A 13214-nucleotide genomic window follows, 5' to 3' on the forward strand; every position below is an offset into this window, starting at 1 on the left:
AATTGCCAGAGCATTCTCTTAAATTTATGTATACTTGAATATCCTATAAAATATATTTCGCCTCATGACCAATGCCGACCTTTATAAAACCTTAAAAGAGGAGGATGCCCTATCGCCCGAGTCTTATGAAAAGCTATGTGAAAAACAGCGAAGCACCCTATTTTCCTTACACTGGGAATTAAAGACGCTGTTATACCTGGGTGTAATGATGCTCAGCACCGGATTAGGGGTCCTGATTTATAAAAATATAGATACGATCGGCCATCAGGCAATATTGGCCCTCATCGCAGCCATTTGCGGCGGCTGCTTTTATTATTGCTTCAAACATAAAAAGCCCTTCAGCAAAGAATTGGTCAAGGCTCCGAATGCGATGTTCGACTACCTGCTGCTCCTGGCTTGTCTGAGTTTCCTGACTTTTACCGGTTACCTGCAATTTCAATATGGGGTTTTCGGAACCAATTACGGTATGGCCACCTTTATTCCGATGGTGGTTTTATTTTATATAGCCTATGAATTTGATCATTTGGGAATTCTCAGCATGGCGATCGCCAACCTTGCTGTTTGGATGGGCGTATCAGTCACCCCAAGTCGCTTACTTTCCAATGGCAATTTCGACAACCAAACGATCATTTACACCTACCTCGGCTTAGGTTTAATGCTGCTTCTTGCAGGTTTTCTTACCGATCGCTACCATTTCAAAAAGCATTTCCGGTTCAGCTATCTTCATTTTGGCATCCACATTAGCTTCATCGCTTTGCTCTTCGGATACTTCAATGCTTATGAATCGAAGCTGTCTATTTTATGGTTATTGGTTTTATTTGCCCTTGCCTTCTATCTATACCTGGATGCCATGCGCCATCAGTCCTTCTATTTTGTGCTCCTGATGATACTTTATAGCTACCTCGCGATCAGCATCCTCGTTTTCCGTATGCTGGATGGGATGAACAATATGGGTGGACTTTACTTGCTCTGCTGCTACTTCATCATTTCTGCCACTGCATTAATTCTGCGCATTGTCCGTTTAAACAAACAAATGAAAGCCTCATGATCATTTACAATACGACCTGGTTAAAAAACCTGATCATTCAGGATCAAATGAAAAAAGTACAGCAGGACCTGCAGCCAGGGGAATTACTATCCATTCTGGAAAAACATCCGGTAGGCTTTCATAGCTCCAACCTGTTTATGCGGATCGGGTTATTTGTGGTCACGAACATTCTGACTTCCTTTGCTTTTGGTTTTGTGAGCCTGATCCTGAGCAATACCCAATTATTAGAATCTCCCACTTATTATATTTTCCTTGGACTGATCAGTTATACCGCCCTGGAAATTGCGGTAAGGGTGTATCATCATTATAGATCAGGCGTGGACGATGCGCTGCTATGGACCGCGGGAGGCCTGCTGATCATGGCTCCTTATGTTTACCTAGACATGAAGTACAACCTGAACAATGTCGCCAGTGGATTACTGCTCTCAGGAATGATCAGCATCCTGGCCATTTATTTTACCCTCCGTTTTGCCGATATGCTCATGGCTTTACTCTCTTTCTGCGCAGGCATTACTTTTGTTTTCTTTGCCTGGTACGAGTATGGATTTCTACCCTTTGCCACCATGCCCTTCCTGATCATGATCCTATCATCGGCCGTCTATTTTCTGACCCGAAATCTTTATAAAAAGCATTGGATCTATAAAGACTGCCTCCGTATGATTCAATTGGCAAGTTTGTTAATCACCTATGCCGCCGGAAATTATTTTATAGTCAGAGAACTGGGGAGCATGATGAATGACGTGACCCTTTCTTCAGATCAAGGCATTCCTTTCGGTTGGTTTTTCTGGCTCTGGACCTTTGGGATTCCTTTAATATATATCGGAATGGGTTTAAAAAATAAAGAGGTGATCCTATTGCGATCCGGCTTAATCCTGGTGGCAATCGCTGCTTTTACCTTTAGAAATTATTATCATGTCTTACCGATCGAAATGGTCCTGGTTATCGTTGGAGTTTTGTTGTTGGGCATTTCTTACGGCATCATGCGATACCTAAAAACTCCGAAACATGGCTTTACAGCAGAAGAATTGGAGGGAGATCAGTTATTAGACCAACTCAAAGTAGAATCGCTGATCGTGAGCGGTACTTTTGGAGATGGAGCTACAGCCCCGGAAGGAACCAGGATGGGTGGCGGCAATTTTGGCGGAGGAGGAGCATCGGGAAATTTTTAGAGAATTATTTAGAATAATTATAAATAGTTTGTTTCTTTGTAAAAAAAGAACAGCCATGAAATTCATCATCAAGACTTTATCCATTCTATCACTTATTATTTTTACCGGACAAGCCATATTTGCCCAAACTGCCAAAACAGAGAAAAATCTGGATGCTAAATCTAAGACTACTTTTTATAGTCTGACGGAAGGAAAACCAGTCAAAGAAAGCGAAAACTGGGACCTTGCCTTCAATAATACAACCATCAAACTTAACAGCAAACATAAAGTTGCAGGCCAGATATTAAGTAATACCAGCTTTGATAAAGTAGTAAAAGTACCAGAATCCGGTTATAAAGAAGATACCCAAAGTACAAGTGTGATTCCAACCGGATCAGGAAAAGGCTGGTACAACTATGACATGGCCAGTCATGCTTTAACCCCAATTGAAGGTAAAATCATATTGATCCGCAATGCTGCGGGAAAACACTATAAACTGGAAGTATTGAGTTATTATTTTGACGAGCAGGACTACAACGAAACAGGTTTCTATACCTTCAGATACACCGCATTAAAATAGTTAATCCAGCAATTGAATCCCAATCCAGGAAACATACAGCTCCATAATAAGCGTCTTAGTTTAAGCTAAGTCGCTTATTCAGATACAGAAATGACCGGAATGCTACATAAATATTATCCCGCTGAAGGTGATTTCTTCCGTATCTTTGCGCCAGATGGAATACAATGTTCACACCCTGCCAAATGGCATCCGATTACTTCATGTCCCTTCTCCTTCAGCGATTTCTCATGCCTGCATTATTGTAAATAGTGGGTCTAGAGATGAGCAGGAAGAAAAATCTGGTCTCGCTCATTTTATTGAGCACTTAATCTTTAAGCGTACAGAGAAAAGAAATACAAACCAGATCTTAAACCGCTTAGAAAGTGTAGGTGCAGATCTTAATGCCTATACCACGAAAGAATATACCTGTATTCATGCCTCTTTTCTGAACCCTTATCTGGACAGAACTTTAGAGCTTTTCCATGATATTGTGTTTCATTCGACCTTCCCGGAAGATGAAATGGACAAAGAGAAAAGTGTCATTCTAGATGAGATTACCTCATACCTGGATCAACCGGAAGAAGCGATTTACGATGATTTCGAAGACCTGGTTTTTGCGGGTCATCCACTAGGAAGAAACATCCTGGGCAGCCCGGAAACAGTGAATAATATCAATCAGGCAGACATCCATCAATTCATTAAAGAAAACTACCACACCGACAAGATCATTGTTGCAGTTTTAGGAAACTACAGCCTGAGTAAACTGATCAAAACCGGTGCTAAATATTATTCAGAGATTCCAGAGAACCGACATAAAGACACCAGAACAGCTCCAGAAAAAGCGCCTTTAGCGAAGGTAATCCTGGAGAAACCGATCAGTCAGGCTCATGTTATGCTTGGCTCTCAGGCCTATTCTTTGCACCATCCTTATAAAACCGGCTTATTGTTACTGAACAATATTGTTGGCGGTACGGGCATGAGCTCTATTTTAAACTTACAGATCCGCGAGAAATATGGCATCGCCTACACCATTGAAACGGGCTATAGTCCGCTCAGTGACACCGGCATCTTTACCTTATATTTCGGGACGGACAAAGAAAAAGTGGAGCGGGCATTATCCCTGATTTTCAAAGAGTTTAAGAAATTAAAGGACAACCCGCTCACTGAAGTGCAGCTTCAAAAGGCAAAAAATAAGTTCATCGGACAAATTGCTTTAGGCGAAGAAAATAGAATCGGCCTGATTATATCTATGGCTAAAAGCCTGATCGACTACAATCACATCGAAGATTTACAGGCGGTATTTAGTAGAATTCAGTCAGTTACCACCACTGATATGGCCAATATTACCCATGAAATCTTAGATGAAAGTAATCTTAGCGCCTTAACCTTTTACCCTTTAGCGTAATATTTGTATTTTTGCATTATGAAATTACCCATTGTAGCATACGGCGATCCGGTACTTAAGAAAGTTTGCGCTCCTATAGACGAGACTTACCCGGATTTAAAACAATTGATCAGCAACATGTTTGACACCATGTATAATGCTCATGGAATTGGTTTAGCTGCCCCTCAGATTGGCTTACCGATCAGGTTATTTATTGTAGATACGGGAGTTGATGAAGAGGAGAAGCAAGGCTTCAAAAGTGCTTTCATCAATGCAGAAATCCTGGAAGAAACAGGTGAACCCTGGGCTTTCAACGAAGGCTGTTTGAGTATTCCTGACATCAGAGAAGACGTGATGCGCAAGCCTAACATCCGCATCAGATACTACGATGAGAACTGGGATTTACAGGAAAAAGAACTCAATGGCATCCTTGCCCGCGTGATTCAACATGAGTATGACCACATTGAAGGCAAGCTGTTTACAGAAACTTTAAGTTTATTGCGTAAGAGAATGCTGAAAAGCAAGCTGGATGCGATCTCCAAAGGAAATGTAAGAGTAGATTATAAAATGCGTTTCCCGCAGCAGAGCAGAAGGCGTTAATTCCCTTCGCTCCTGCTTTTATCCCCTTTGAATATGGATTGCATCAACTTACCCCATGCGAATGGGTTTAAAAGCGGGTTGGTTTGCACCATATTCTTGTTTACAGACCTATCGTGATTCAACCTGAAGTTGATCCCGGAAATCTCTCCCGCATCTCTCGGCAGCGTCTGCATCATTCCACTGATACTTTCTGGAGAAAGATTCCTGATGGCGATTGCAAAATCATCATCAGCAATCTTCATGGCCATAAAATCTCTGGTGAAATCCTCTACTGTGGCCCACGGATAAACCCGAACAGTTGGCAGATTGACGATCTCAGACTTTAGCTTTACCATCGCTGTATATTTACTGTCGTCGATTTGCGTAGGGATTGCTTGCAGCAAATCCCTGTACCCTACGGCAGTATATAGAATGGTATCACCGGGATGTGCGATAAAAGAGAAATAACCCTTATAATTCGCTGCATACCGCTGGCCTTTATTTGTTAAATTGGTCACCGTCACATAAGGCACCACTGTATTACTGTCTACATCGGTAATAATCCCGCTAAACTGAATCAACTTTTTACTTGGGCTGTCCTGTGCGAAGGCCGTACCCATAAAAAGAAGTAATAATAAGGTGAGTGAATACTTCATATACAAAAATAGCTGTATTAATTAAGACGGCTAGTTAAATAGTGTTAAAACGATTATACCGGCTCTGCAAGGTTAATAGCCACAACAGAAGTGATTTGCGGCACAGCTTTCATGATGGCTTGTTCAATACCTGCTTTCATGGTCATAAAGCTCATTTTACAAGATCCACAGTTACCTAATAATTTCAATTTAACTACATTGTCCGCCGTAATCTCTTCTATAGCCACGTCCCCACCATCAGCGATTAAATAAGGTCTGATTGTGTCTAGTGCCTGCTCTACTTGTTGTGTTAAATCCATTTTATTAATTTTTTAAAGTATAAAAATAGTAATTTTTTAGCAATTAACCGTCAGCGCATTGTTAATTGCTACCTGTTGCGCTACCTTTCCTGCAATTTCTGCAAATACAGTTGACATTTTACTGGACAGGTCCAGTGCTATCGGAGCACCGCTGTCACCAGCAGCTGTAATACCCTGAACGATTGGTATTTCCCCTAAAAATGGCACCTGAAATGATTTCGCCAGCTCTTTACCACCATCTTTACCGAAGATATAATATTTGTTTTCCGGCAATTCTTCTGGCGTAAAGTAAGCCATATTTTCTATGACACCTAACACCGGAATGTTAATGCTTGGCATTTTGAACATCGCCAGTCCTTTTCTTGTATCCGCAAGCGCTACCTGCTGAGGAGTAGTTACAATCACCGCACCTGCAATCGGAAAGCTTTGAGTAATGGTAATGTGAATATCGCCTGTGCCCGGAGGAAGGTCAACAATCAGGTAATCCAATTCTCCCCAATCTGCATCATTGAACAATTGCTTGATCGCATTTGAAGCCATCGGGCCTCTCCATGGTACAGGCTGATCCGGATCTGCAAAAAATCCTAATGACAATAGTTTAATGCCATATTTCTCAATAGGAAGAATCAGTGTTTTTCCATCTTCAGTTTCTCTGGCACTAGGTTTTGCACCTACCAGATCAAACATGGTAGGAACTGAAGGACCGTAAATATCGGCATCAATCAATCCTACTTTTGCGCCATCAGCAGCCAAAGCCACTGCAAGGTTACTCGCAACGGTAGATTTTCCAACCCCACCTTTTCCGGAAGAAACCAACAAAATATTGCGGATCGCTTTCAGCTGAGTGGTATCCATTGGCTTGGTTACCCTCGATGTGATATTGATTGCTACTTCAGCCTCCTGGCTTACAAAATGTTTTACCGCATTTAAACACGCATTTTTCAGCATATCTTTCATCGGACATGCAGGAGTGGTTAATTCCAACGTAAAACTCACCTTCTTATCTTCTATTTTCAAATCCTTGATCATGTTCAAAGTCACCAGATCTTTTTTAAGATCAGGGTCTTCAACATTTCTCAGAGCGGCTAGAACTTGTTCTGGACTAATCATCATTAGCCAAAATTAACAAAAGACGGCCACAATTAATTGACTTTAGGCTTTTTAAGTGTAATTTTAACACGAAATAAACATTTGCGTTTAACGTTTAGCAATTATATCTACTTTACCGTATGCAACTTCCCAAAATTAACATCCCCAAAAAATATATAAAAATAGCGGCTTGGGTGTTTGGAGTTTTTCTTGTGATCTCTGTTATTCTAGGCGGTATTGCCTATAGTAAACGGGAGGCATTGTTACAAAAAATGATGGCGAAAGCCGTTGCTAAAGCCGACAAAGATTACGGTCTGGATCTTAAAATCGGAAGCTATGGCTTCAGTGGATTGAGTACGGTACACCTGACCAATATCTCTGTCGTACCAAAAGAACGTGATACACTAGCTACTATTGATGATTTTACAGTTGGCGTAAAACTTTTCCCTCTGATCTTCGGAAATGTTAAGCTGTCAGAGATGATCCTGAATAAAGGAAACCTGAATGTGGTATTTAAAGATTCAGTAAGTAACCTAGATTTTCTGCTGAAACGTAAAAAGAAAGACTCAGTAAGCACCAAAAAATCTGATCTTGCCGATCTTGCCCATAATTTATTAAACCAGGTTTTATATAAAATTCCTGACCACATGGAGCTGAAAGACCTGATGCTCCGAATCAATGACAACGATACCGCAAAGCTGACTTTTTTAACCACTACCGCCACGATAAATGATGGAGAACTGCTGTCGACCATTAAAGTGAACGGTAATTATGCCACCTGGCATGTGAACGGTTCTGTGTATCCAGGGAAAAAACAACTGGACATGATGCTCTTTGCGGATCATAAAAAAGTAGATTTCCCTTATCTTGAAAACAGATTTAAAACCAAATTTAGCTTTGATACGGTAAGAACGGAGCTGAAAAGCGCCGATTATAGTGGTGATGACTTTAAGATTAAGGGGTCTTGGGCGGTTAAGAATCTATTGCTGAACCATCCAAAAGTAGCTTCAAATGATATTGTGATTGCCGATGCCAAGATTGATGCCGATATGCGCATCGGTCCGAATTACATCGCGCTAGACAGCTCATCAACAGTATATCTTAAAAATGCAATCGTTCACCCCTACCTGAAATATACATTATCACCAAATAAAATATACGAGGTAAAAATCCAGGCACCAGAACAGGATGCACAGCAAGTGCTGAATGCTTTCCCACAAGGCTTGTTCGAATCACTGGACGGTCTGCAGGTAAGCGGTAAGGTGAAATATGCCTTGAATTTTTACCTGGACAGTTCCATTCCGGACAGTGTGAAATTCGATTCTGGTTTAACACCTGTCAATTTTAAGATCCTTAAATGGGGAAAAACAAACCTGCAAAAGATCAACAGCGACTTTATCTATACGCCTTACGAACGCGGAAAACCAATGCGCGACATTATGATTGGTCCTTCAAACCCAAACTTTACTCCGCTTTCCCAAGTATCCAGCAATTTCAAAAATGCAATCCTGACTTCCGAAGATCCTTCGTTCTTTACCCATAAGGGCTTTGTACAGGAGTCATTCCGAAAGTCACTTGCCGTGAACTTTAAAGAGAAAAAATTTGTCAGAGGGGGCAGTACGATCTCCATGCAACTGGTGAAGAACATCTTCCTCAGCAGACAAAAAACACTGGCCAGAAAAGCAGAAGAGATTCTGATTGTATGGCTGATTGAAAATAACCGCCTGATCAGTAAAAATAGGATGCTGGAAGTCTATTTCAACATCATCGAAATGGGACAAAATGTATACGGTATCGGTGAGGCCACCCGCTATTACTTTGGAAAAAGGCCTTCCGACCTGAACATTGGAGAAGGGATATTCCTTGCCAATATCGTTCCGCGTCCGAAAATTGCCCTTTTTAAATTCAAACCAGACGGCGGGCTGAAAGATTACCTGCATCCGTACTTTAAATATATTGGTAATATCATGGCCAATCGTGGATTAACACCTCGAGACAGCAGTGCTTACGGCTTCTACAATGTACAGCTAAGACCTGCATTGAGACAATATTTATTGCCGGATACTACCGCTGTAGATACTTCGGCATTCGACAATGATGATCCGCTTCCAGCCATAGAAACTCATGATGAGTCTAAAAGCTTATTTGACCGTATCTTTGGTGGCAGCAAAAAAGACACAACCTCCCGCCCAGCCATCAAAACTGATAGTCTGCAAAAGACTAAAAAACAGTTGAGACAGGAAAAAAGAGAGCAAAAGCGGAAGGAACAGGAATTGGAAAAACAAATGGAGCAGTCCAAAGGAAACGGTTAACGCTCCAAAAAATAAGATATGAATTCGATTAAAGTACTAGATAAGGAGTTTGATATCCTTCTCGAAAACGACAACATTCTGAAACGTACCCGACTAATCGGAATACAGATGAATGTAGACTATGAAAACCGGAGTCCCCTTTTTATTGGGGTGTTGAATGGTAGCTTTTTATTTATGGCTGATCTGGTAAAAGAGATCACCGTTCCCTGTGAAATGACTTTCATCCGCGTTTCCTCCTATAAGGACACGCAAAGTACCGGCGAGATTAAAGAGATTTTTGGCCTACCAGAAAACCTGAAAAACCGCGATATTATTATCGTGGAAGACATTGTAGATACTGGTTTTACCCTGAGTCATATCCTGAAAGAAATTTATAAACAAGCACCGGCATCCGTTAGCGTATGCTCATTGCTGCTAAAACCAGACGCATTAAAAGTACAGATCGACGAACTGGAATATGTTGGTTTTGAGATTGCCAATAACTTCGTTGTAGGTTATGGTCTGGATTATAATGGCTACGGCAGAAACCTTAACCACATCTACACGGTTAAATCTGTTGCCAACCCTTTACCTTAATGTTATATTTTTTTATCACTTTTGCAGAAACTAATACTCCCCATCACCAATGACCATACATAAAGAAGGTTACACTACCATTGCCGTATCATTGCTGTTCATCTTTGTATTGAACGCATTCATCGATTATAAATTTGCAGATATTACCTGGTTAACCTGGTTCGTATATATATTATCATTTGCTCTATTTGTTACTGTATTACAGTTTTTCAGAAACCCAAGCAGACAATTCGTTACCGCCGACAATAAAGTAATTTGTCCGGCAGACGGTAAGGTTGTGGTTATTGAAGAGACTGAAGAAGGTGAATATTTCAAAGATAAGAGAATTCAAGTATCGATATTTATGTCGCCTGTCAATGTACACATCAATAGAAACCCGATTTCTGGTGTAGTAAAGTTCTTTAAATACCACCCGGGAAAATACCTGGCCGCATGGAATCCGAAGTCTTCTACAGAAAACGAACGTACAACAGTAGTAGTAGAACACGCTAATGGAACTCCAGTATTGTTCAGACAGATTGCTGGAGCCCTTGCCAGACGTATTGTATGGTATGTGAAAGAAGGTGACCAGGTGAAACAAACTGAAGAATTTGGCTTTATTAAATTTGGCTCCAGAGTGGATATATTTTTACCAGTTGGCACGAAGGTTAATCTTCAGTTAGATCAGGTTGTAAAAGGTGGAATTACGGTGTTAGCGGAATTGAGCTAGACCTGTTTTTTTAAGATTTTTTTTAAACGGCGTTCTGTAATAGGACGCCTTTTTTTTGGCCGCTTTTGGAGAAATTAAGTGAGGGTCTAAAAAACGGCCATCACTCTTCAGCGGCTGAAAGCTTTGCGTTGAAGGACGCAAAACCTTCTATGCCTTTTCAGAGGATAGCCGTTTTTTTTGACTAATGAAGGTTCCGTTAAATTGCATAAAACAGGAACAACGCGCTTGTTAATCATATTTTCCAGGTTGATTTTGCTCGACAAGGTTATTTGCTGCATTGCTGAAATAAATTGATTGTATTTGTCAGCTGGTATTTAATGGATTGCTGAACGCTTATGAAGCTTTTGAAGGTCTGTTTTACTTCATATAGTGCAGGATGAACAAAAAGAGATTGTTTATTTCATCCTTTCAGCAAAGATTCAAGGATAAAAAGAATAACTGCTTTCTTTATGATTAGACGAATGGGTATGGGCTAGAAGATAGAAAGGTTTGTAAAACTCTAATGTAAAGGCAAAAGAGGCTTTTACAGCGCGCTAAACTTGCTCAGGGTACTGCTGGATATTTCTATAGGATATGCTTTGTTAGAAGCCTTAGACCTGCATTGCTAGCTGGGCAATTTTTAATAATTACATCTGGAAACTCACAAAAAAATAGGCGCTATTATTTAGCTGAGCAATCTGAGAGATTTGCTCATTTACGCTGACCGGAGAAAGGCCATAGCGTGTACCATGAATACACTCCCAGGATGGGAATCCTCATGGGTTTCGCGACGATACGCAGGAATAAATTACCAGACAGCCTTCGGCAATAGGGTTATATCCTTCCATTCTAAAGCATCCTTGCCTTATTTTCCCGGTAACTTACTCGAATCCTTTTTTAACAGGTACCTCCTGATATCACGGGTAAAATACCAGCTATATCTTTAAAATACCTCTTCCAAGAGGAGAACAAAAAAACCTCCCCGATTGGGATCGGGAAGGCTATTATGCTTTTTGACTAGAGAGATTAAACTCTTCTAGATTTGATACGAGCTGCTTTACCAGTTAATTCACGTAGATAGAATAATTTCGCCCTGCGAACCTTACCGTGGCTGTTAACCTCTATTTTAGCGATATTAGGCGAATTGATAGGGAATATACGTTCCACACCAATACCATTAGACATTTTACGAACAGTAAACGTTTCATTAGCACCTACACTATTACGTTGTAATACTACACCTTGGTAAATTTGAATACGTTCTTTATTACCTTCGCGAATTTTATAGTGAACACTCACTGTATCTCCTGATTTGAATGCAGGAAACTCATTTTTTGCGATTACCTGCTCTTCAACAAATTTTACTAAATCCATGATTTTAAGCTATTAAGCCGACTTTTTGTTGTTTAAAATCGGACTGCAATATTAGGAATTATTTTTTATAAATGAAAGCGATTTCTGTTTTTTTCCACATTCTTTAACATTTCCACATTTCATTCTTTGGCATTTCCACAATTAAAACCCCTGCAAAGCTGTTTTTTGCTTAAAAAATATTTTTTAGCGATTTGACTACCAGCAATGTGAGTGATTTAAATTAGGCTTCATCATTAGGCTGAGCCTCTTCGGCAATAAGCTGTGCCAGGCTTTTCTCTGCTATAGGATAATTGGCGAGTTCACCTCGCTCCAGCCCAAAGATTCCCTCCAGCATAATTACTGTTGCATAAGGGATATCAGCCTTTCCATTTATAGGGAGTTTCCTGTAATTGTGAAAGGTATTAAAAGCGATGTTCAAGTATTTAGGAATTAACCTGCTTGCCGCTTTATAACTCTTAAGGTTCAACTTGTTCATTTCTTCTTCAATTTTGTACTTCCTTGGTTCTTCCATTATTTTTTGGTTTTGCGATTAACAATTAGAAATTGATTTCATTGAGATTAAGTACAGTTTATTTCCAATTAAACAATTATTAGATTGCAATTATATAAATAAGCGCGGACTAAACATAATTTATTTCTGTTTAGCGTACTTATTATCACCAAAGGAATTTAAATTGGAGGCTTTACTAGGCAACTATCTTAGCGGGATCATTGCAAATGCGCTTTATTTAAAGTTGGCTGCATCAAATCCTTCAGGTTGCTGATCTCAATTGGCTCTGTTCTTAAAGTGCCAGGCGCCATACCAAAAAGCTGCTCCATCATCACAACTTTTTCATAGGGAATATCCTGAGTTTCATTTCCTAAAATATTTCGATAATTATGGAAAGTATTTAGAGAAATACCCAAAATTTTAGGGAGGCTCTGTATGGCCATTCTGTACTCTTTTACATTGAGCTGGTAGAGGTAATCGTTGATTTTATACTTTCTAGAGGCTTCTATCATATCTTTTTAAAAAAAATAATATTTAAAGTGTATTTTTATCAAAATTATGAGCTTAAACACATAATTTACTAGAACTAAAATACTTATTATTTTTAGCAAAATCACCAAATATTCCTATTTTTTTATGAATCTAAAAAGTACAGTAGACGGAATCTTAAAGAAAAACAATCGAAGATTCGTTTGGTTGGCTGATAAAATGGATCGGACATTTGATGGATTAAAGCTAAGTCTGACTACGGGCTCCATCAAGTATAGGGATATAGAAAAGATGGCAGAAATACTGGAAGTACCTCCCCAGACGTTTTTTAGCGACCTTACAGCCCCTCTCACAGATCCGGCAGGAAAAGGGATTCGCATCACTATTACACCTGAATACGGGGAATTAAAACAGGCTTTAAAAAGCTGTAAAGAATTAAATGCAGCTTTGAGGAATCAGATCAAAGATAAAGACCAGATTATCGCTTTGCTCAGTAAGAATTAACCGATAATCTGGAGATGGG

The 13214-nt window shown here is 39.9% G+C and carries 15 protein-coding genes; 9 read left to right on the forward strand and 6 right to left on the reverse strand.

The features are described from left to right. The first annotated feature begins 64 nt into the window (after nucleotides 1–64). The 5 genes from AQ505_RS00190 to def all read left to right on the forward strand — a co-directional run bounded on the left by AQ505_RS00190 (nucleotide 65) and on the right by def (nucleotide 4739). Nucleotides 65–1048 (forward strand): DUF2157 domain-containing protein, encoded by a 984-nt coding sequence (locus tag AQ505_RS00190; RefSeq protein ID WP_062546311.1) that lies wholly within the window; start codon nucleotides 65–67, stop codon nucleotides 1046–1048. Next, a complete protein-coding gene (locus tag AQ505_RS00195) occupies nucleotides 1045–2217 on the forward strand; it encodes a hypothetical protein (RefSeq protein ID WP_062546312.1) in 1173 nt (390 codons plus the stop codon). Before AQ505_RS00190 ends, AQ505_RS00195 begins: the two co-directional genes overlap by 4 nt. 55 nt (nucleotides 2218–2272) lie before the next feature. After that, nucleotides 2273–2776, forward strand: a complete 504-nt coding sequence (locus tag AQ505_RS00200; RefSeq protein ID WP_062546313.1) for an HmuY family protein — start codon at nucleotides 2273–2275, stop codon at nucleotides 2774–2776. A gap of 154 nt (nucleotides 2777–2930) precedes the next feature. After that, the gene (locus AQ505_RS00205) at nucleotides 2931–4160 is read left to right on the forward strand and encodes a M16 family metallopeptidase (protein WP_062546314.1); all 1230 of its coding nucleotides are present in this window, start codon (nucleotides 2931–2933) and stop codon (nucleotides 4158–4160) included. Nucleotides 4161–4178: 18 nt separating this feature from the next. Beyond that, nucleotides 4179–4739 carry a peptide deformylase gene (gene def, locus AQ505_RS00210; RefSeq protein WP_062546315.1) on the forward strand — a complete coding sequence of 187 codons (561 nt, stop codon included), beginning with the start codon at nucleotides 4179–4181 and terminating at the stop codon, nucleotides 4737–4739. Here def and AQ505_RS00215 read toward each other — a convergent pair. The 3 genes from AQ505_RS00215 to AQ505_RS00225 are packed head-to-tail and all read right to left on the reverse strand — an operon-like array spanning nucleotide 4736 to nucleotide 6783. Next, complete coding sequence (locus AQ505_RS00215; protein ID WP_062546316.1) at nucleotides 4736–5374, reverse strand: hypothetical protein; 639 nt, start codon at nucleotides 5372–5374, stop codon at nucleotides 4736–4738. The two genes, def and AQ505_RS00215, sit on opposite strands and share 4 nt — an antisense overlap. A 53-nt stretch (nucleotides 5375–5427) precedes the next feature. Beyond that, a complete protein-coding gene (locus tag AQ505_RS00220; RefSeq protein WP_062546317.1) occupies nucleotides 5428–5673 on the reverse strand; it encodes a NifU family protein in 246 nt (81 codons plus the stop codon). A 36-nt stretch (nucleotides 5674–5709) separates the two neighbouring features. Next, complete coding sequence (locus AQ505_RS00225; RefSeq protein ID WP_062550830.1) at nucleotides 5710–6783, reverse strand: Mrp/NBP35 family ATP-binding protein; 1074 nt, start codon at nucleotides 6781–6783, stop codon at nucleotides 5710–5712. 119 nt (nucleotides 6784–6902) lie between these two features. Here AQ505_RS00225 and AQ505_RS00230 point away from each other — a divergent pair, with 119 nt between their 5' ends. Genes AQ505_RS00230 through AQ505_RS00240 form a run of 3 tightly spaced genes read left to right on the forward strand, consistent with a single transcriptional unit; the run spans nucleotide 6903 to nucleotide 10359 of the window. Continuing rightward, nucleotides 6903–9074 (forward strand): transglycosylase domain-containing protein, encoded by a 2172-nt coding sequence (locus AQ505_RS00230; protein ID WP_062546318.1) that lies wholly within the window; start codon nucleotides 6903–6905, stop codon nucleotides 9072–9074. 18 nt (nucleotides 9075–9092) lie between these two features. Then, nucleotides 9093–9650: a hypoxanthine phosphoribosyltransferase gene (gene hpt, locus AQ505_RS00235; RefSeq protein ID WP_062546319.1), complete on the forward strand. Its 558-nt coding sequence runs from the start codon at nucleotides 9093–9095 to the stop codon at nucleotides 9648–9650. A gap of 49 nt (nucleotides 9651–9699) precedes the next feature. Beyond that, nucleotides 9700–10359 (forward strand): phosphatidylserine decarboxylase family protein, encoded by a 660-nt coding sequence (locus AQ505_RS00240; RefSeq protein ID WP_062546320.1) that lies wholly within the window; start codon nucleotides 9700–9702, stop codon nucleotides 10357–10359. Nucleotides 10360–11364: 1005 nt separating this feature from the next. Here AQ505_RS00240 and rplS read toward each other — a convergent pair. From rplS to AQ505_RS00255, 3 genes are all read right to left on the reverse strand, one after another. Next, the gene (gene rplS, locus AQ505_RS00245; RefSeq protein ID WP_062546321.1) at nucleotides 11365–11712 is read right to left on the reverse strand and encodes a 50S ribosomal protein L19; all 348 of its coding nucleotides are present in this window, start codon (nucleotides 11710–11712) and stop codon (nucleotides 11365–11367) included. A gap of 220 nt (nucleotides 11713–11932) precedes the next feature. Then, nucleotides 11933–12223, reverse strand: a complete 291-nt coding sequence (locus tag AQ505_RS00250; protein ID WP_062546322.1) for a hypothetical protein — start codon at nucleotides 12221–12223, stop codon at nucleotides 11933–11935. Between the two features lie 197 nt (nucleotides 12224–12420). After that, nucleotides 12421–12714, reverse strand: a complete 294-nt coding sequence (locus AQ505_RS00255; protein ID WP_062546323.1) for a hypothetical protein — start codon at nucleotides 12712–12714, stop codon at nucleotides 12421–12423. A 124-nt stretch (nucleotides 12715–12838) separates the two neighbouring features. On the opposite strand from AQ505_RS00255, the gene AQ505_RS00260 reads away from it, so the two are divergent. Further along, the gene (locus AQ505_RS00260; protein WP_062546324.1) at nucleotides 12839–13195 is read left to right on the forward strand and encodes a hypothetical protein; all 357 of its coding nucleotides are present in this window, start codon (nucleotides 12839–12841) and stop codon (nucleotides 13193–13195) included. Nucleotides 13196–13214 lie beyond the last annotated feature (19 nt).

The sequence above is a fragment of the Pedobacter sp. PACM 27299 genome (assembly GCF_001412655.1).
Taxonomy (GTDB): domain Bacteria; phylum Bacteroidota; class Bacteroidia; order Sphingobacteriales; family Sphingobacteriaceae; genus Pedobacter.